The 18,927-nt window shown below is 65.5% G+C and carries 18 protein-coding genes; 5 read left to right on the forward strand and 13 right to left on the reverse strand.

All coding sequences use genetic code 11. From position 1 onward, the window contains the following. The first annotated feature begins 251 nt into the window (after positions 1-251). Positions 252-836 (forward strand): TetR/AcrR family transcriptional regulator, encoded by a 585-nt coding sequence (locus LQ954_RS11580; RefSeq protein WP_231023251.1) that lies wholly within the window; start codon positions 252-254, stop codon positions 834-836. On the opposite strand, the gene LQ954_RS11585 is transcribed toward LQ954_RS11580, so the two are convergent. From LQ954_RS11585 to LQ954_RS11600, 4 genes are all read right to left on the reverse strand, one after another. Further along, a complete protein-coding gene (locus tag LQ954_RS11585) occupies positions 790-2,292 on the reverse strand; it encodes an efflux transporter outer membrane subunit (RefSeq protein ID WP_227771995.1) in 1,503 nt (500 codons plus the stop codon). The genes LQ954_RS11580 and LQ954_RS11585 overlap by 47 nt on opposite strands. Next, complete coding sequence (locus tag LQ954_RS11590; protein ID WP_443026628.1) at positions 2,292-3,869, reverse strand: MDR family MFS transporter; 1,578 nt, start codon at positions 3,867-3,869, stop codon at positions 2,292-2,294. Before LQ954_RS11590 ends, LQ954_RS11585 begins: the two co-directional genes overlap by 1 nt. Then, positions 3,853-5,022: an HlyD family secretion protein gene (locus LQ954_RS11595; RefSeq protein WP_231023255.1), complete on the reverse strand. Its 1,170-nt coding sequence runs from the start codon at positions 5,020-5,022 to the stop codon at positions 3,853-3,855. The genes LQ954_RS11590 and LQ954_RS11595 overlap by 17 nt, the downstream gene beginning before the upstream one ends. Before the next feature lie 254 nt (positions 5,023-5,276). Beyond that, on the reverse strand, positions 5,277-5,888 hold the full coding sequence (locus LQ954_RS11600) for an ankyrin repeat domain-containing protein (protein ID WP_227771998.1): 612 nt from the start codon (positions 5,886-5,888) through the stop codon (positions 5,277-5,279). Between the two features lie 46 nt (positions 5,889-5,934). Here LQ954_RS11600 and LQ954_RS11605 point away from each other — a divergent pair, with 46 nt between their 5' ends. From LQ954_RS11605 to LQ954_RS11615, 3 genes are read left to right on the forward strand one after another with little or no spacing between them, the layout of a single operon-like run. Continuing rightward, a complete protein-coding gene (locus tag LQ954_RS11605) occupies positions 5,935-6,516 on the forward strand; it encodes an SCO family protein (RefSeq protein ID WP_231023257.1) in 582 nt (193 codons plus the stop codon). Further along, positions 6,513-6,944: a YcgN family cysteine cluster protein gene (locus tag LQ954_RS11610; RefSeq protein ID WP_231023259.1), complete on the forward strand. Its 432-nt coding sequence runs from the start codon at positions 6,513-6,515 to the stop codon at positions 6,942-6,944. Before LQ954_RS11605 ends, LQ954_RS11610 begins: the two co-directional genes overlap by 4 nt. A 40-nt stretch (positions 6,945-6,984) precedes the next feature. Continuing rightward, on the forward strand, positions 6,985-7,671 hold the full coding sequence (locus LQ954_RS11615) for a M48 family metallopeptidase (protein WP_231023261.1): 687 nt from the start codon (positions 6,985-6,987) through the stop codon (positions 7,669-7,671). Here the strand turns inward: LQ954_RS11615 and LQ954_RS11620 are convergent. From LQ954_RS11620 to rpmI, 8 genes are all read right to left on the reverse strand, one after another. Then, positions 7,635-9,761, reverse strand: coding sequence for a transglycosylase domain-containing protein (locus LQ954_RS11620; RefSeq protein ID WP_231023263.1), 2,127 nt, complete (start codon positions 9,759-9,761; stop codon positions 7,635-7,637). The two genes, LQ954_RS11615 and LQ954_RS11620, sit on opposite strands and share 37 nt — an antisense overlap. Positions 9,762-9,851: 90 nt before the next feature. Continuing rightward, positions 9,852-10,247, reverse strand: a complete 396-nt coding sequence (gene msrB / locus LQ954_RS11625) for a peptide-methionine (R)-S-oxide reductase MsrB (protein WP_231023265.1) — start codon at positions 10,245-10,247, stop codon at positions 9,852-9,854. A 58-nt stretch (positions 10,248-10,305) separates the two neighbouring features. Then, positions 10,306-11,190: a class I SAM-dependent methyltransferase gene (locus LQ954_RS11630; protein ID WP_231023266.1), complete on the reverse strand. Its 885-nt coding sequence runs from the start codon at positions 11,188-11,190 to the stop codon at positions 10,306-10,308. After that, complete coding sequence (locus LQ954_RS11635; RefSeq protein WP_231023268.1) at positions 11,187-12,062, reverse strand: aldose 1-epimerase family protein; 876 nt, start codon at positions 12,060-12,062, stop codon at positions 11,187-11,189. Before LQ954_RS11635 ends, LQ954_RS11630 begins: the two co-directional genes overlap by 4 nt. Before the next feature lie 50 nt (positions 12,063-12,112). Next, positions 12,113-14,476, reverse strand: coding sequence for a phenylalanine--tRNA ligase subunit beta (gene pheT / locus LQ954_RS11640; protein WP_231023270.1), 2,364 nt, complete (start codon positions 14,474-14,476; stop codon positions 12,113-12,115). Between the two features lie 13 nt (positions 14,477-14,489). Next, positions 14,490-15,596 carry a phenylalanine--tRNA ligase subunit alpha gene (gene pheS / locus LQ954_RS11645; protein WP_231023272.1) on the reverse strand — a complete coding sequence of 369 codons (1,107 nt, stop codon included), beginning with the start codon at positions 15,594-15,596 and terminating at the stop codon, positions 14,490-14,492. A 187-nt stretch (positions 15,597-15,783) separates the two neighbouring features. Further along, positions 15,784-16,155, reverse strand: coding sequence for a 50S ribosomal protein L20 (gene rplT / locus LQ954_RS11650; protein ID WP_231023274.1), 372 nt, complete (start codon positions 16,153-16,155; stop codon positions 15,784-15,786). 17 nt (positions 16,156-16,172) lie between these two features. After that, positions 16,173-16,376 (reverse strand): 50S ribosomal protein L35, encoded by a 204-nt coding sequence (rpmI, locus tag LQ954_RS11655; protein ID WP_046407959.1) that lies wholly within the window; start codon positions 16,374-16,376, stop codon positions 16,173-16,175. 156 nt (positions 16,377-16,532) lie between these two features. Here rpmI and LQ954_RS11660 point away from each other — a divergent pair, with 156 nt between their 5' ends. Further along, positions 16,533-18,668, forward strand: a complete 2,136-nt coding sequence (locus tag LQ954_RS11660) for an AsmA family protein (RefSeq protein ID WP_231023276.1) — start codon at positions 16,533-16,535, stop codon at positions 18,666-18,668. Between the two features lie 11 nt (positions 18,669-18,679). Here the strand turns inward: LQ954_RS11660 and LQ954_RS11665 are convergent, their stop codons facing one another. Continuing rightward, entirely contained in the window at positions 18,680-18,910 is a 231-nt protein-coding gene (locus tag LQ954_RS11665) for a hypothetical protein (protein WP_231023277.1), read from the reverse strand. Positions 18,911-18,927: the final 17 nt, after the last annotated feature.

The following is an 18,927-nucleotide window of genomic DNA, read 5'->3' on the forward strand; positions in this document are numbered from 1 at the left end:
CGCCGGACGGCATTGACCCGCACCCTGCTGAATGACGGCTTAGATCGGCTGCCACTCCTTGCCCAGCGCGCTCGCCATCGGACGTTGGCGGACGGCGTAGCCAGCTGGCCATCGCTCCGCCCGGAAAGGCCGATCGCTCCCGACAATGCACTGTTTTGACCCAATGCAATCCTGTTTTGGGCCGCGAGTGCCCCACCCAAATCGTCATCCGCCAGGGACAAGCCGCCTGGCCCTCCCTATATTGCCCCCGCATGGAGAGGCACGAGCCAGACAAGCGCCGCAGCCGCGCGCCACGGCGCGACGCGCAGGAACGACGCGAAGCCCTGATCGCTTCGGCGGTCCTATGCTTCACCGCGGAGGGCTATCGCGTCCCACTGGACACGATTGCGGAGCGCGCGGGCGTGGGCCGCGGCACGCTTTATCGCAACTTCAAGGACCGTGACGCCCTCGTGGTGGCGATCTTCTCGCGTGAGGCTGACAGGCTGGAACAGGTCATTGATCCCGCCCGCCCGCTCGTCGACATCCTCTCGGGCTTCGTGCTGGACGGCGCCGTCGCATCCTCCCTGTTCGCGCGTATCGCCGCTGATCTGCAGCTCGACGAAGCCAACCGCGCCGCCCTTGAGGCGCTAGGCAACAGGATGGAGCGGATTTTTGCCCCCGCGGTCGCCGCCGCCAAGGAACGCGGCGAGATCGCATCCACCGTCACGCCGCGCGACATCGTGCTCGCCGCCCGTATGGCCAGCACCGTGATGCTGCCCTTTCTGAGCGAGGATGAAGTGGCGGCTCAGGTCAGCGAAGCGCTGCGCCTGGTGTTTGACGGCCTGCGCCCCCGTTAGGGTTCGGCGCACGCCAGCCGAGGCCCAGCGCCTTGTTTATCGCAATATAGCTCTGCGTTAGCTGAGCCTTCGCCTGGGCGACGGCAGCCGCCGCAGCGATCCGTTGCCGCTCCACGTCGAGTTGGTCGATCACCGTAGTTGTTCCTGCCTCTACCCGCTGGCGGTTAAGCGCAGCGGCCCGGTTCGCGGTCGCTTCGGCCTGCGCAAACCGGCCCAACTGTGCACGCGTGCTGCCGAACCGCGACAATGCGGTTTCTGCCTCCTGCAGCGCCTCCAGCACGGCTTGGCGGTACCCGGCCTCTGCCGAGTCGCGCTGCGCTTCCGAAGCCCGGGTGGCCGCTCGCGCCCGTCCGAAATCCAGGAACGACCAGTTCAGCGAGGGCGCGATCAGGGTGGTCAGGTTTCCGAGATCAAATATGTCACCCGGCTTCGTGCCGCCCAGCCCCAGAAGCCCCATGAAGCTGATCCCCGGCAGCTCCTTCGCCTTGTTCACTCCGACGCCAGCAGTGGCAGCCGCCAGCTGCCGTTCCGCCGCCCGGATGTCCGGACGTTGAGCAATCAATGCGGCCGGATTGCCGATCGGTACGGTGGCCGGAGGGAGCGGCACCGGCGCATCTGCGGCGAGCATGGTATCGACGGCGCCCGGTGCCTGCCCGGTGAGTACCGCCAAGAGGTTCAACTGCTCGTCCCGCTGCGCGCCGAGCGGGATCGCCTCCGCCTCGGTATTTTCCAGCTGGTTCTGCAGGCGCTCGAGCTGCAATCGGGAGGCGGTACCGCGGTCAACGCGCTGACGCGTCAGCGCAAGCTGCTGCTGCTGAAGCCTGGTGGATTCGGCATTCAGCCGGATGCGCGCCTGTATATCGCGAAGCGCGACATACGCCTGGGCGACCTGTGCGGAGAGAGAGACCTGCGCATCCGCCAGATCTGCTTCGCGGGCTGCTGCAGTAGCGCGCGCCTGCTCGACGCCGCGTCGCCCGCCGCCGAATAGATCGATTTCCCAGGAAACGTTGAGACCGACATTGTAGAACTCGAGCGCCGTTCCGCCGTCTCCCGCACCATCTTGTCCGCCGTTGCCCCCGGATCCGCCGCCGGGCGCCCCCAACCCGACGCCGGGCAGTTCCGCATATAGATACTGCCCCGTGGCGCTGGCGCTCGGGAGGCGCGCGGCCCGCTGTTGACGCAGTTGAGCCTCTGCCTCGCGGATACGGGCGCTTGCCTGATCAAGGCTCGGGTTATGCGCCAGGGCATCCTGTACCAGCGCGTCAAGGGTGGGATCGCCTAGGGCCTCCCACCAGCGCGCCAGACCGGGTGTGGCGCTAAGCGCTGGATCCCGAGCCCGCACAAAGGTGCCGCGATCAACAGCCTGCGAGGCTGCCGCTGGAGGTCCCTTATAGTCCGGACCGACCGTGCACCCGCCGACTAGAGCCAGGGCTGAAGGCAAAACAAGTCGCCGCATCAGTGCACCATCGCCGGGCCGGCATCCTTGGGCAGGGGGCGCAGGAACAGCACGAGCGGCAACACCACCAATGTTCCCACCCCCATGATCCAGAATATGTCGTTATAGGTCATCACGAGCGCCTCCGCCTGGATCTGCTGCGATAGGAGCCGAAGACCGGCCTCCTGGTCACCGACCGCCTGCGTCAGGGACCCGACGTAATCCTGAACGCTCTGGCTGTTGGCACCGAGCGATTCCTCAAGGCGCCGCGAATGGTACCATAGGCGCTTGTCCTGGAGGATCGAGATACCCGCGAGCGCAAAGCTGCCACCCAGATTGCGCACTGCGTTGAACAGCCCGGATGCGTCGCCGGCATCCTCTGCCGGCACGGACCGGACCACGGCCTGGCTGAGGAACAACATGCCGAGGATCTGCCCGACGCCCCGCATCAACTGCGAGATGGTGAAATCACCTCCACTCGATTGCGCGGTCAGGTTGGAGTCCAGAAGCGCGGAACTTCCCATGATCAGGAGGCCGCCAGCGACAGCTAGACGGATATCCACTCTCCTGAGCAGCAGCGGTACGATCGCCATCAGAAACAGGCTCGGCAAGCCGGATAGCAGCACCACCTTCCCGGACTGAAGGGCATTGTAATCCGCCAACGTGGCCAGGAATTGCGGGATGGCATAGCTGGTGCCGTACAACACCATGCCCAACACCATGCCCATGAGCGCCACAGCGCCGAACTGCCGGTCTAAAAGGAGCTTTAGCTTGATGATCGGCCGTTTGGCGGTCGCCTGACCCCAGAAGAGCAGCCCGAAACCGACCAGACTGATCACGAACATCCACCGAATCAGGCTGGAGTCAAACCATTGTTCGCGCTGCCCATCCTCCAGAAGGACGGTCAGGCCACCCAGACCAAGCGCCAGGCCGACGATCCCGAGCCAATCCGCCTCGCGGATGAGATGCAGGTTGGATTTTTCGTGCCGCAGCCCAAGCAGAAGCAAGGTCACCAGCACCGCGCAAATCGGCACATTGATGAAAAAGGCATAGTGCCAGCTGATATTCTCGGTGAGCCACCCACCGATCAGCGGGCCGAGCACGGGCCCAAGAATGGCAGTCACACCAAAGGCGGCGATGCCGATCGGCTGTTGGGCGGGCGGCAGCCGCTGTGCGATGATGGTTTGTGCCGTCGGGATCATCGCCCCGCCGGTAAAGCCTTGCCCGATCCGCCCGGCGATCATCATCGGCAGACTCGTGGAAAGCCCGCACACCACTGAAAATGCCGTGAAAAGTGCGGCAGCCAACAGCAGAAATGTCCTCAGACCGAGCATCCGCTCGAGCCAGGCCGCCATCGGAATGATCACGATCTCCGCGACAAGATAGGCGGTGGCGATCCACGTTCCCTCCGTCCCGCTCGCCCCTATCTCCCCTTGGATGGTGGGCAGGGCAGAATTGACGATCGAGATATCGAGGGTCGCCATGAACGCGCCCAACGTTCCTGCCGCTACGGCCAGCCAGGCGCCGAGATCTGCACGCTCTGTGCCGGTCCGCGGCGCCGCAGGTGCCAAGCTCGCCACGTCAGCGCGCCCGCTGATTTGCTTGAACCGTTTCCTGCTGTTCGCGAATGCGCTCGAGCTCGTCGCGTGCGGACTTCGTGTTCACCGTTACGGTCAGAGACAAGCCGGGTACGAGCAACCGGCGAGCCGCCGGTGTTGCTTCTAGCGAGATGCGCACCGGAACGCGTTGCGTGATCTTCGTGAAATTCCCCGTGGCGTTCTGCGGCGGAAGCAAGGAGAATTGCGCACCGGTCCCCGGCGCCTGACTTTCTACGCGCCCGGCGAGTTCCATTCCGCCCAGCGCATCGACCTTGATCGTGGCTGGCTGGCCGGGCCGCATCAGCGCGAGCTGCGTCTCCTTGAAATTTGCCCTGATATAGAGCTTGTCCAAGGGCACGATCGACATCAGCCGCGTACCAGCTTGCACGAATTGGCCGACGGTCACCGTTTTGTTGCCGATCCGCCCCGCGATGGCTGCGCGAATGACGGTTGCGCCCACATCCACATTAGCAGCGGCCAGTTGCGCCCGCGCGGCCTGCCCCTGCGCCTGCCCTTGCCGTACCTGGCTTTCGAGTGAAGCGACCCGGCGCTGCTGCATCGCCAAAACGGCTTCCTGTGCCCGTACGTTGTCCGCCGACTGCCGCGCCGTGGCCTCAAGCTGTGCGAGTTGCTGGCGACTTTCCGCACCCGATGCAGCGAGCGGCCGATATCGCGCCACCTCGCCTGCATCGAAGGCCGCCTTGGCGCGTGCAGCGGCCAGTTGAGCCCTTGCTTGCTCGATCGTGGCATATTGCTCGCGGATCTGGGCGCGGACCGCATCCGCTTGTGCCATGGCGACCGCGATCTGCGCCTCTGCCTGTGCCGCTTGTGCGCGCGCGTTTCGCGGGTCGATCCGCAGGAGCGGCTGGCCCGCCGTTACGTCCTGATTTTCCGACACGAGAACGTCGGCGACATAGCCGGCCACCCGCGGCGCAACCGTGACCATATCGGCCGCCAGCTGCGCATCGTTGGTTTCCTGCAGGTATTTGCCGGTGGTTTGGTATCGGAGGAACCACAACCCACCCGCGGCAAGCACGACAAGGGCAACCAACGCCAGGACCAACTTCGTCCGCGGGCTGAGCGCCTTGCGCCCGCTGGAGCCATCATCCTGCACGTCAATCGACTGATCTTCGCCGACCTGAGATTCGGTCATCACGGAACTCGCGACTGGTGGTGCCAGGGGGGCACCTGGGGGAGAGGCTGCTAAACGGACGTTTTGTCCGGATCAAGACGCGCGAGGCCACCGGATCGTTCCAGCGCTGCTGCAAGCTCGAGGAGAGAATGCGCACGCCACGGTGGCTCGGCGTTCAGCACGCAAAAAGTAGCGGCCGCGGAAAACGCCCGCGGCCATCACAGATGTATTGCGAAACTGCAGCGAAGAGCGGGTACGCTCCCGCCCCCCTCGGATTACATTCGCGGCCCAGCCACTGCGCGAACTGCTTGTTTGGGCTTTTCGTCGATCAGCTTGGCAATAGCCGGGGCACGCGCGTCAGCCCTGGCGTAGTCCCGCGCCGACATGCCGGCCACGTTATCGGTCTGGTCTGGATTTGCCCCCGCGGCCAAGAGGCTGCGCACGAGCGCGAGATCACGCTTCTGCACGGCGCGGATCAGCGGGGTCTCCCCGCCCCCGTTGCCGAGATTCGGATTGGCCTTCGCGGCGGCAAGGAGGTCGACGATCGCGTGCTGGCCATATTGCACCGCAAGGAGCAGCGGCGTGTCGCCGCGGCCGTCGCGCATGTTCGGATCAGCGCCCCGTGCGAGCAGGAAGCGAAGATAGGTTGCGTCCCCCCGCTTGGTCACGATGTGCAGCGCGCCCTCACCCGTGGTGACATCCCGTGCGTTGACGATGCGCTGGCCCGGCTGGTCGAGCATCTTCACGACCTCGTCGCCGTTCGATTTACGCACCGCTTCAAGGAACTTGTAGCCCTGCGACTGCTGCTGGGCCGCGGCAGGTAGCGCCGCGAGGATCAGGACGGGGACGAACAGGCGGCTAAGCGTCTTCACGGGCAAACGATCCATCTGATGGTTGCGATGGCCGCCCTAACAGATCAAGGCTGCTCGTGCCATGAACGTCCGACCAATCGCCTGGCTCGCGCCACTCGCCCTTCTCGCCTGCTCCCCGGCTCAGTCGCCGGTCAGCCCGCCGTTGGAAGGAGCACGCATCGGGGGCCCGTTCACGCTCGTCGATCAGGACGGGAAGCGCTTGTCCGACTCCGCCCTAGCTGGCCGGTACCGCATCATGTATTTTGGCTACACTTTCTGCCCTGATGTCTGCCCCGTTGATGTCCAGAATCTGGCTGCCGGGCTGAAGCTTCTTGAACAGAGCGATCCTGCGCTGGCGCAAAAGATCGTCCCGGTGTTCATCACCGTCGATCCGGAGCGGGATACGCCGGCGGTCTTGAAACAGTTCGTGTCTGCCTTTCACCCGCGGATGATTGGGCTGACCGGCACGCCGGAGGAAATCTCCAAGGTGGCCAAAGAGTTCGCTATCTTCTATCAACGGGGGAAAGGCACCACCGGCGGCTATTTGATGGATCACAGCCGCCAGGCTTATTTGATGTCGCCCGAGGGCAAGCCGCTTGCCCTGCTGCCGCAGGACGGGGCGCCACAGGCGATCGCTGACGAGATCAAACGCTGGGCTGAATGAACCGCTTCTGGGAAGATACGCCGCTCGAAAAGCTGGACCGCGCACAGTGGGAAGCGCTGTGCGACGGTTGCGGCAAATGCTGCCTCCACAAATTGGAGGATGAGGAAACCGGCGAACTCTTCCCGACCAACGTCGCCTGCCGGTTGCTCGATCGACGTAGTGGGCAATGCTCCAACTACCGGCATCGTCACGCCTACGTCTCTGAGTGCGTGCGCCTCTCGATGCGGAACGTCGACGCGATCGAATGGCTGCCCACCACCTGTGCATACCGCCTGCGCCTCAACGGTGAACAACTGCCGGACTGGCACTATCTCGTCTCCGGTGATCGCGAGGCTGTGCACCAAGCAGGCGAGTCGGTGCGCGGTTGGACGATCAGCGAGGACGACGCCGGCGAACTCGAATATCACATGACCGACCGCCGCCTGTGATCGCCCACGGCCTCGCTGATCTGCCTCTCCCTACCCAGCCGTGACCGAAGACATCGAGATCGTCCGCCACCCTACCGCGCGGCGGGTAAAGCTGGCATTTGATCCCGCAACCGGTCGTATTCGCCTGACGGTCCCCAAACGTGCTTCGACCAGCAAGGCGCTGGCGTGGGCGGCCGGTCACCGCGAGTGGATCGCGGCCCAGCGCGCCAACTTGCCGCAGGCGCGGCCCTTTGTGCCTGGGGCAATGATTCCGGTCGACGACGAGATGCTGACAATCGACTGGCGCGAAGGTCCATCGCGGATCGTGCGGCGCCACGGAGATCGTTTGCTCCTCTCCGGCCCGGAAGCAACGATCGCCCGGCGGGTGGAAGCGTGGTTCCGTCGAGAAGCGCTACGGCTGCTCGAGGCCGACAGCGCCTTTTACGCCGCCCGTGCAGGGGTTGCTGTTGATCGAGTGACGGTCGGTGATCCGCGGGGGCGCTGGGGCAGTTGCAGCAGCAGCGGCGCAATCCGCTATAGCTGGCGCCTGATATTCGCACCGGCCGCAGTACGACAGGCGACCGCTGCTCATGAAGTCGCGCACCGCGTCCACATGAATCACTCACCCGCCTTTCACGCGCTGGTCGAAGCGCTGTACGGCAGTGATCCTACCCCTCATCGGCAATGGCTGCGCGCCAATGGCGCCTCGCTTCACTGGTACGGTCGTTCTTCAATGGGCGGCGGCTGAGGCCGGCGATCGCGGCGGGGCTCGCGCGGCGGCTCGCGCCCGGTCACCCGATCGATCCAGTCCTGGTCCAGGCGCTGGTCTAGGGCGGCCGGTGCCGAAGGCTCCTCATCATAGCCTTCGGGCACTGGCCGTTCGCCACGCGGCGAAGGACGCTCGATACCGCGTCCATAGCTTTCGTCGGGCACGGGCACGCCATCAACCGCAACCGGGGCGCCGCTTTCATCCACGAAGATGCTGTTGTCGGGCTCTCCGAAATAGCTCTCTTCGTCTGGCTCCAGCTGCCACTCGGGCAGGGTTACTTCCGTCTCGAACTGCTCAATGGGCCGTGCCGCCACCGCCTTGCCCATGAACTGGGCAAAAGCGCGTGCGGGGGCGGCACCGCCCTGCAATCCGCCAATTGGCTTCGCGTCATCGCGGCCCATCCATACGCCGGTCGTGAGACCAGAGGAGAAGCCCAGGAACCACCCGTCCTTCGACGAAGAAGTGGTGCCCGTCTTACCAGCCACGGGGCGACCGATCTGTGCGGCACGGCCAGTGCCGGTGTTAACCGCGGTCTGCAGCAGGTCCGTCATCTGAGCCGCTACATAAGGCGCCACAAGCACGCGGCTGCGATCTACCTCATGTTCGTAGATCACCTCGTTGTTCGCCGTCACTTTGGTGATGCCGAACGGCGTCACCGCAACGCCCTTGTTTGCGACGCTTGCGAACGCGCGCGTCATGTCGATCAGTCGCACGTCGGATGTGCCAAGCACCATCGAAGGATGCGTGTTGATGGACGATGTGATGCCGAAGCGGCGGGCCATGTCGGCGACAGTCGTAAAGCCGACCTGCTGCCCCAGCTTCGCCGCGACGGTGTTCAAGGAATACGCAAAGGCAGTGCGCAACGTCACTTGCCCGGAGAAGCGCCGCGAACTGTTGCGGGGGCTCCATCCGCCGATCGTCACTGGCTCGTCTACCACCGTCGACTCAGGGGTCATCCCCGCTTCCAGCGCAGCCAGATAAACGAACAGCTTGAACGCGGAGCCGGGCTGGCGCTGCGCCTGGGTTGCGCGGTTGTAGATGGAGGACACATAGTCCTTGCCGCCGACCATGGCGCGCACAGCCCCGTCGCGATCGAGGGCGACAAGAGCGCCCTGGGCACCACCCGGAGCATTGGCGCGGATCGCAGCGTCAGCAGCCCTCTGCATGTTGAGATCGAGCGTGGTCCAGACCTCCAGCGGTCGTTCCGTTTCGTCGATCAACAATTCCAGCTGCGGCAACGCCCAATCAGTGAAGTAACGCACGCTGTTTTGCTTGGGCTCGGGTGCAAGCTTCACCGCATTCGGGTCGGCATCCGCCGCCTCGCTGGCGCTGATCACGCCATTCTCAGCCATCACGCGCAGCACCACCTGCGCCCGATCAACAGCCGCCTGAGCGTCTGCAGTGGGAGAGTAATTGGACGGCGCCTTCACCAACCCGGCAATAATTGCCGCTTCACTCAGCGACAGCCGGTTGGCGCCATGACCGAAGAACTTGCGCGACGCCGCGTCGATCCCATAAGCGCCGCCGCCATAGTAAACCTTGTTCAGGTAAAGTTCGAGCACCTGATCCTTGGTGAACTTGCGCTCCATAGCGAGCGCGAGGATCCATTCGCGGAACTTGCGGCCGAACTTCTTCTGATTGTTAAGGAAGACGTTACGCGCGAGCTGCTGCGTAATTGTGGAGCCGCCCTGCACCCAGCGCCCCCGATCCAGGCGGACCTTGACCGATCGTGCGACGCCGATCGGATCCACGCCCAGATGGCTGTAGAAGCGCTTGTCCTCAACGGCGATGGTCGCATCGCGCATCACGCGCGGAATCCGATCGAACGGCAGCCACTCACCATAGCTTGGCCCGATGGAGACGAGAACCGTGCCGTCCACCGCATGCACGCGAATCATCTGACCGTTCGGTGAGGATTTCAGCTCTTCAAACGAGGGCAGCTGCGCACGCGCGATGTAAACCGCGGTGACAAGGGCACCAACCGCCAGCACCGCGAGCGCGATCAGCAACTTGATCGTGATCGACAGGCGGCGGCGCCAAGGCGAACGGGGGGCAGGGGCGCGGGCCATCGAAGCGCCTTGTGGGATAGAAGCTTAGGCTGTGCTTAACAAGATGAGCTACCTCCACCGCGCCGGCGCAAACCGGCGTGGCGAAGCCGCTTACTTGCGAGCGCGGAAATCGAGGCTGACGGAGTTCATGCAGTAACGCAGTCCCGTCGGCGGTGGGCCATCGGGGAACACATGGCCAAGGTGGCTGTCGCACCGCGCGCACCGCGATTCGATCCGGATCATGCCATGGCTGGTGTCGCGATGATCGGTCACCGCATCAGCCGCAATCGGCTGGGTAAAGCTGGGCCAACCCGATCCCGAATCATATTTGTCGGCGCTGTCGAACAATTCCAGCGCGCAGGCCGCGCAATGATAGATGCCGTCAGCCTTGTAATCATTGTACTTGCCGGCGAACGCCCGCTCGGTGCCTGCCTCACGCAGCACATGATATTGTTCGGGCGTAAGCCGCTGTTTCCATTCGGCTTCCGACAGGTTCAACTGATCCATGGGCGACTGTTCTCCGTAACTTGCCCTGCATCTGGGAGCGCGCGATGCAGGGTGCAAGTCACGCGTTGGACCAGCGCGCCCAGATCGCGGTCGGCAGCACCAAGCCGCGCGCCTCTTCGCGCACGCCAAGCTCGCCACATTCCACCTTACCCGGGAGATCGGCGAACACCTGGCGCAGCATCTCGCCGATCGCGAGGGCAGACATGCGCACGGCATAGACGGTGAGGAACAGCGCGCGCGAGTTGCCATCGAGCAGCTGGCGGCAATCCGCGATCAGGCCGGGCAGATGCTCCTCCAGGCGCCAGATCTCGCCATCCGGCCCGCGGCCATATTTGGGCGGATCGAGCAGGATCGCGTCATAGCGGCGGCCGCGCCTCACCTCGCGCGCGACGAACTTTGCCGCATCGTCGACGATCCAGCGCACAGGGCGATCGGCCATACCGGAAAGCTTCGCATTGGCGCGCGCCGCCTCGACCGATTTCTTGGACGCATCGACATGGACCATCTTCGCGCCCGCCGCTGACAGCGCGAGTGTGCCGACGCCGGTATAACCAAACAAATTCAATGCTTCAGGCTCGGCCACGCCGTCCAGCTGCTCACGCAGCCAGGACCAGACTGGCGCCATGTCGGGAAAGAAGCCCAGGTGGCGGAAGGGTGTGTTCTGCGCGGTGAAGCGCACGGTGCCGGGGCCGACACCCCAGGCGAGCGGCCAGCCGTCTCGCGGGATAGGGCGGGTATAATGCCACTGACCGCCGCCGTCCTCGTCGCTGCCAGGAATGAATTCTCCGTGTGATTTCCAGTCGTTACTGGCCGGCGCCCAGAGCGCCTGCGGTTCGGGGCGGATGAAGCGATAGTCGCCGTAGCGCTCGAGCTTCCGACCATGGCCGCAGTCGACGAGGCCATAATCGCCCCAGGGTTCACCGATGAGCGTGTCGAGTTTCATGGGAGGAGCGTTACCGCCATGCTGATGGACTTGGAACCACCGGGCGGGACCAGGAAGATGCCGGGTTTTTCAACGAATTCACCGGCATAGCCCTCCGGATCGGCGATGCCGTGCCACGGCTCGACGCAGATGTAGCGGGCGCCGGGCTTGGTCCAGATGCCGAGCATCGGAGTGTCGGGAAAGTCGATCCGCAGATGCGGCCCGCCGGGCGCACCATAAGTGACGCTGGAGGAGCGGACATTGTCCCACACCAGGGCGTCATGCGCGAACAGATCGTCGGCCAGGTGGAGCGTCCGACCGTCCAGCGGAGAGGGATTGAAACCGGCCTTGATCGTCCCGTCATCGGCGATCGGCCGGACGCCATCCGGCTCATTTTGGCCGAACGTAATACGGTGCTGGCCTCTTTCTCCGCCTCCCGGCAGCGGCCAGGCGAATGCGGGGTGAAAACCGAAACTCGCGGGCATCGAATCCGCGTTCGGATTGGCGATTTCGATTTCGGTTTTGAGCGTCGGGCCATCCAATCGGAAAGTCGCGTCCAGCGTGAAGGCAAAGGGGTAGTGGGCGCGCGTCTCTTCGCTGTCCTTCAAACGGAAGGTCGCGTGCGTCGGGCCGTGGTCGATCAGCGTGAACGGCAGGCGGCGGGCGAAGCCGTGCTGCTTCATCGGGTATTCGCGACCGTGGATGCGGATCACTTCGCCCGCGGGCTTGCCGACGATGGGGAAGAGCAAGGGCGCGCGGCCGGTCCAGAAGGCGGGATCGGCATCGGTCATCAACTCGCGGCCGTCAGCATCCTTCAGCGAGGACAGTTCCGCGCCGAGCGGGTTGATCGCTGCGGACAGGTGATCGTTCGCAATGGTGATCCAGTCGGTCACTTTGCCTCCTTCATCGTCATCCCCGCCGACGCGGGGATGACGAATATGTCTCAGCCGCGGAGCGACGCACCCAGCTTGGCGGCGGCGGCGACGACCTTGTCGGCAATCGCCTTCAGCTCGGCCTCGACGAACGCCTTGTCGCCCGGCTGCAGCACGACCTCGACCGCCATCGAGGTTTCGCCGTCCTTGGTGAAGACGTCGAACACGCGGGCGGAGACGATCGCGGCCTTGTCCGCGCCCTTTACGGCACGGGCGAGCGCATCTGCGGCCAGCCCCTCCGGCACGAGGAAGGCGAAGTCGCGGCGGACGGCCTGCAGCGCGGGCGGCGTATAGGCCGGGCGCATGAAGCCGCCCCCGCCCTTTTGCTCACGCTTGGCGGGAATCGCATCGAGGTACAGCTCCACCGCGGCGACGCCGGCGTCGAGATCGAACGCGCGGGTGACGTTGGGGTGGAGGATGCCGAAGGCGGCGAGCACCGTTTTCGGCCCGAGCCGCAGCGTGCCCGACTGGCCGGGGTGCCAGGCGTCACCAGCTTCGCCGAACACCTGCAGATTATCGACCGGCGCTCCGGCGGCGGCGAGCAGCGCCAGCGCCTCGGTCTTGGCGTCGAACGCATCGAAGCCTTGCGCCTTGCCCGTCTGCCAGTGCCGCGCGCGGCGGTCACCGGCAAGGACAAGGCTGAGCGTCGCGCGTTCCTTGTCGGCGAGATAGCGGCGGCCAATCTCGAACAGGCGGATCGTGCCAGCCCCGCGCCGCACGTTGCGCGCGGCGGCCGAGAGCAGGCCGGGCAGCAGCGACGGGCGCATGACCTTCAGGTCCTCGCTGATCGGATTGGCCAACGTGAAGGCACCGCCGCCGAACGGCGCGGCTTCGGTTTCCGAGATGAAGCTCCACGTCACCGCCTCGTCGAGGCCGCGCGCGGCGGCGGCGCGGCGGACGCGGCGCTCCAGCTTCTGCTCCGGCGTGGCGGTGGGCGTCGCGACACCCGGCGCGCGCGGCAGCGGCACCGAGGGGACATTGTCGATGCCCTCGATGCGGATCACTTCCTCCACCAGATCGGCCGGGCCGTCCACATCTCGGCGCCACGTTGGCGGGGTGACCTGCCAATCGTCGCTGACGATGAAGCCGAGCGAGGCGAGGATCGCACGCTGCCGCTCCGGCGCGACAGCGAGTCCGCCGAGCGTTTCGGCGCGAGCGGGATCATAGGCGTAGCTGCGCGTCCCCAGCGGCGGCTCGCCAGCGCGCGTCACGCCGGTCGGCTGACCGCCGCACAGGTCGAGCACGAGGCGGGTGGCGATGGCGAGGCCGTCGTCGAGGAACGCCGGATCTACGCCGCGCTCGAACCGCTGGCGCGCATCGCTGGTCAGCATCAGCTTCTGGCCGGTGCGCGCGATATGCTCGGGATCGAAATAGGCGCATTCGATGACGACGTCGGTGGTGGTGTCCGACACGCCCGATTCCTCGCCGCCCATGATGCCGCCGATGTCGTGGACATGGGCCTCGTCGGCGATGACCGTCATCGTCTCGTCGAGCGTGTAGGTCTTGCCGTTGAGCGCGAGCACCGTCTCGCCCGCCTTCGCCTTGCGCGCGACGAGGCCGCCGGAGAGCTTCGCCTTGTCATAGACGTGCAGCGGGCGGCCGAGATCGACGGTGACGTAATTGGTAATGTCGACCAGCGCGGAGATCGGCTTCTGACCGATCGCGCGCAGGCGCTTCGCCAGCCACTCGGGCGACGCGCCGTTGGATACGCCGTTCACGCCTTGCGCGAAGAAGGCCGGGCAGCCCGCGGGATCGTCGGTGCGCACGTCGGGGCCAGCGCCTTCGCCGGCGACCGGCTCCACGCTCAGCGGCTTCAGCGTGCCGAGGCCGGCGGCGGCGAGATCGCGCGCGATTCCGCGCACGCCCATGCAATCCTGCCGGTTGGGCGTGATCGACACGTCGATGACCGGATCGTTGAGGCCGGCCCATTCGGCATAGACATCGCCGACCGGCGCATCGGCGGCCAGTTCGATGATGCCGTCATGATCGTCGCCCAGCTCCAGCTCGCGTGTGGAGCACATCATGCCGTTCGATTCGACGCCGCGGATCGCCGCGACCTTCAGTACCATGCCGTTGGCCGGCACCGTCGCGCCGGGCATGCCGAACACGCCGACGAGGCCGGCGCGGGCGTTGGGGGCGCCGCAGACGACCTGCAAGGGGCCGTCACCGGCGTCGACCGACAGCACCTGAAGCTTGTCCGCCTGCGGATGGCGCTCGGCCGTCAGCACCTTGGCGATGCGGAAAGCGGCGAGCTTCTCGCCGGGGTTCTCGACCCCTTCGACCTCGAGGCCGATGCGAGTGAGGCCAACGAGGATCTCGTCCAGCGACGCCGACGTGTCGAGGTGGTCCTTGAGCCAGGAAAGCGTGAGTTTCATCTCTATCGTCCGATCACGCCGCGCCGACGCCGCCCGACAGTGTCGGGACGTCGAGGGCGGAGAAGCCATAATGCTTGAGCCAGCGGATATCGCCGTCGAAGAAGGCGCGCAGGTCGTCCATGCCGTATTTCAGCATGGCGAGGCGATCGATGCCGCAGCCGAAGGCGAAACCCTGCCATTCGTCGGGATCGAGCCCGCAGGCGGCGATCACCTTCGGGTGGACCATGCCGCTGCCCAGCACTTCCATCCAGCCGCCGTTGGGAACATCCCCGCCGCCGCCGATCACGCGCTTGCCCTTTTGCAGCGTGTAGCCGACGTCGACCTCCGCCGAGGGTTCGGTGAATGGGAAGTAGCTCGGGCGCAGCCGCAGCACGATGTCGTCGCGCTCGAAGAAGGCCTTGAGGAACGTCTCCAAGGTCCACTTGAGGTGACCCATGGTGATGCCCTTGTCGATCACCAGCCCTTCGACCTGGTGGAACATCGGCGTGTGGGTCGCGTCGCTGTCGCTGCGATAGGTGCGGCCGGGCGCGATGATGCGGATCGGCGGCTTGTTCGCCAGCATGGTGCGGATCTGGACCGGCGAGGTGTGTGTGCGCAGCAGGCGGGGCCGCTCGCGATCCTCGGGCACGTGATCGCCGGCAAGGTAGAACGTGTCGTGCATCGCCCTCGCCGGATGCGTTTCCGGAATGTTGAGCGCGGTGAAATTGTGCCAGTCGGTCTCCATTTCCGGGCCAGTGGCAACCGCGAAGCCGAGATCGGCGAAGATCTCCGCCAGTTCGTCCATCACCTGGCTGACCGGGTGGATCGTGCCGGCGAGTGGCGCATCGACCGGCAGCGTCATGTCGATCCGCTCGGCGGCGAGCTTCGCCTCCAGCGCGGCGGCCTCCAGCGCGGCCTTGCGATTGGCGATGGCGTTGGTCACGGCCTCGCGCAGGCCGTGGATCGCAGGGCCCTTCACCTGGCGCTCCTCGGGGCTGAGGCCGCCCATCGACTTCAGCAGCGCGGTAACCCGGCCCTGCTTGCCCAGCGCGTCGACGCGCACGGTTTCCAGCGCCTCCAGCCCGGCCGCGGCCTCGATCGCGGTCAGCAGGTGCGTCTTCAGGTCGTCAATCTCGGTCATCAGTCTCGCCCATGCGGGTTGTTATGCGCGCTTTACTCGGGAAGGCGCCAGACACGCAAAGGGCGCGGGTGTTGCCACCCACGCCCTTCGTGTCGCTTCAGGTCCGAACCGCGCCACGCCGTCAGACGGAACAGCTGCGCTGCTCCGCTGCCCGGCCTGGCGAAGTCCTGATCTAGCTGGCGCTAGATCAGGCGGTCGCTGCGGCCGGCAGCGCGTTCTTCACCTGAGCGACGAGCGCCGTAAACGCTTCGCCTTCGTGCATCGCGATGTCGGCCAGGACCTTGCGGTCCAGATCGATGCCCGCAAGCTTCAGGCCGTGCATGAACTGGCTGTAGGTCAGACCCTCGGCGCGGACGCCGGCGTTGATGCGCTGGATCCACAGGCCACGGAAGGTCCGCTTCTTAACCTTGCGGTCGCGATACGCGTACTGGCCGGCCTTCTCGACGGCCTGCCGCGCGATGCGGATCGTGTTCTTCCGGCGACCGCGGTAACCCTTGGCCTGTTCCAGAATGTTCTTGTGCTTGGCGCGAGTGGTTACGCCCCGCTTGATGCGTGCCATGTGCTAGTTCCTCTCGCTCAACGCAGGCCGTACGGCGCCCATGCCTTCACCGTCGCGGTGTCGGCCTTCGACAGCACCTTGGTGCCGCGGTTCTGGCGGATGTACTTGCTGTTGTGGCTGATCAGGCGGTGACGCTTGCCAGCGACGCCGTGCTTGAGCAGGCCGGATGCGGTGAGCTTGAAGCGCTTCTTGACGCCGCTCTTGGTCTTGAGCTTGGGCATTTTGGTCCTTTCAAATCAAGCGAGACTGGAACCGCCGCGGCAGCCCTGATGGCCGGGCGATTCTTTTCACCTCGCTGGGAAGAAGCGGGGCGCATAGCGGCGGGGCCGGTCAAATGCAACCAACGCCTGCGCCATGCGATTCCCGCCTTCATGGACATGGCGACTGAACCTGATCGGCAGCCCCCGCTGTCCGGGGTAAAGCCCACGCCGGGCACGGCCCCGCGCGATCCGCGTCATCGCCGTCATATCCTGCGCAACACGATCATCGCCATCCTCGCCATCCCGGCGCTCATCTGGCTGGTGCTGTTCATCACCAAGGGCCGGTTCCTCAAGGGCCCCTTCGAGACGATCGTCGGGCGGATGACCAACCGCGAGGTGCGCGTCGGCGGCGATTTCCAGCTGTATTTCGCGCCGCTCAGGATCAAGTTCTACGCCGAGCGCTTCACCATCGCTAATCCGGAATGGGCGACGCGCCCCTATCTGTTCCGCGCCGACCGGATCGACACGCGAATCGCGCCACTGTCACTGCTGTTCGGCAAGCGGCGACTCTACTGGCTCGACCTGCAAAACGGCGCGGCGGATCTGGAGTGGAACGCCGGGCATACCACCAACACCTGGACGTTCAGCGAGAAGAAGGGCGGCAAGCCGCTGGAGTTTCCGCGCATCGACGTCGCAACCGTGCGCGGCACGACGGTGCGCTATCTTGATCCCCGCATGCGGCTGCTCGCCGATCTCGGGATCGAGGACATCCGTTCGGAAGATGCGCAGATCGGCAAGTCGGTGCGGGTCGGCGGTACCGGCCGCATCCGCGACACGCCGTTTCGCGTCACCGCGCAATTGCTGTCCCCCGACGCGACGGTGAACCGCGGCGAGAACAAGCTGACGGCGCGCGCCTGGGCCGCGAACAACGTGGTCGACGTGTCGGGCACGCTCCCCTCGCTGGCCGAGATCGAGAAGGTGCCGCTGCAGACGCGCGCGCGCGGGCGTGACCTGTCCGAACTGCTCGGCATCATCGGCGTCGTCCTGCCCGAAACGCGGCGCTATGCGCTCAAGGGCCGGATGGTGAAGGACGGCGAGGTCTACCGTTTCACCAATATTGCCGGCACCGTCGGCGAGAGCGACGTCGCTGGCAAGCTGACGGTGACCAACGGGGATCGGCTGCACCTCGACTCGGTGATCCGTACCCGCAGCCTCGATATCGTCGATGCGTCGGTCCTCGTCGGCTACAATCCCGATATCGTCGAAACGAAGGGTGCGGTCGCGGCGGCGGCGGCGACCGGATCAGGCCCGCGCAAGCTGCTCCCGGACGATGACATGCCGGTCGAGAAGATGCGCACCTTCGACGCTGACCTCGTGTGGACGGTCGACCAGGTGAAGTCGCGCCGCGTGCCGATCTCGAACATGGAGCTGACGCTCGATCTCGATCGCGGCCGCCTGGCGCTGTCGCCGTTCAACTTCGCCATGGCGCGCGGCAACGTCGCCAGCGACATCGTGTTCGATACGCGCCAACGGCCAAGTGCGGTGAAGTATGACTTCCGCCTCGCGCCGACGCCGATGGGGCGGCTGTTCGCCGGCTGGGGCGTCGCGGAATCGGGCACCACCGGCACGATCAAGGGCCGCGTCCAGTTGAACGGCCGCGGCGATTCGATCGCGGATTCGCTCGCGACATCAAGCGGCCGCATCGCCTTCGTCATGCCGCAGGGCGCGCTGTGGACACGCAACGTCCAGCTGTCCGAACTCGACATCGGCACGTTCGTCCAGAAGATGTTCGCCGGCAAGCTGAAGAAGCCGGTCGAGATCAATTGCGGTCTCGTCGCGTTCACCGTGCGCAGCGGGATTGCGGCGGCAGACCCGATCCTGATCGACACCAGCAAGAACGTGATCCTCGGCCGCGGCGGTTTCAGCTTCCGTACGGAGGCGATCGACATCGCGATCCGCGCGGATGCCAAGAAGTTCAGCCTGTTCTCCGGCCAGTCGCCAGTGGGGATCGGCGGCTATTTCTCCGCGCCGTCGCTTGACGTGATCAGCCCGCAGTTGATCGGCCGGGCAGGCGCTGGCCTCGGTCTGGCAGTGGTAGCCTCGCCGCTGGCGGGCGTTCTCGCCTTTGTCGACATTGGCGACGCGAAGTCGGCCGCTTGTGGCCCGGTGCTGGCGGGGGCAACGGCAGCCGCGCAACGCACCACCAAGGGCGAGAAGCGCGACGACGTCGGCAGCGGCACCACCGCCAAGGACGAAAAGGGCAAGGAGAAACCCGGCAAGGAACAGCGCAAGAAGTTCCTGGGGATTTTCTGACCGGTAAGTGACTACATCGTATCGGAAAGCGGGCGGCCGGCGCTATGCTCGATGATAGCGCGGGCGCGACGGTTGCCCCATTCTTCCACCTGGCGCCATTCCGCCTTGGTCTTGCAAACACGCTCCTTGCGGACCAGCGAGCCGGTGATTTCGATCTTGCGGCAAACGCGTTCTGCCGGCGGCGGCGATACACCGCCGGACAGAGCCGCAACCTGAAGCAACAGCCCCAAAGACATGATCATTGATGTTCCCCCCAAGC

Source organism: Sphingomonas sp. IC-11 (genome assembly GCF_021043365.1).
Lineage (GTDB): Bacteria > Pseudomonadota > Alphaproteobacteria > Sphingomonadales > Sphingomonadaceae > Sphingomonas.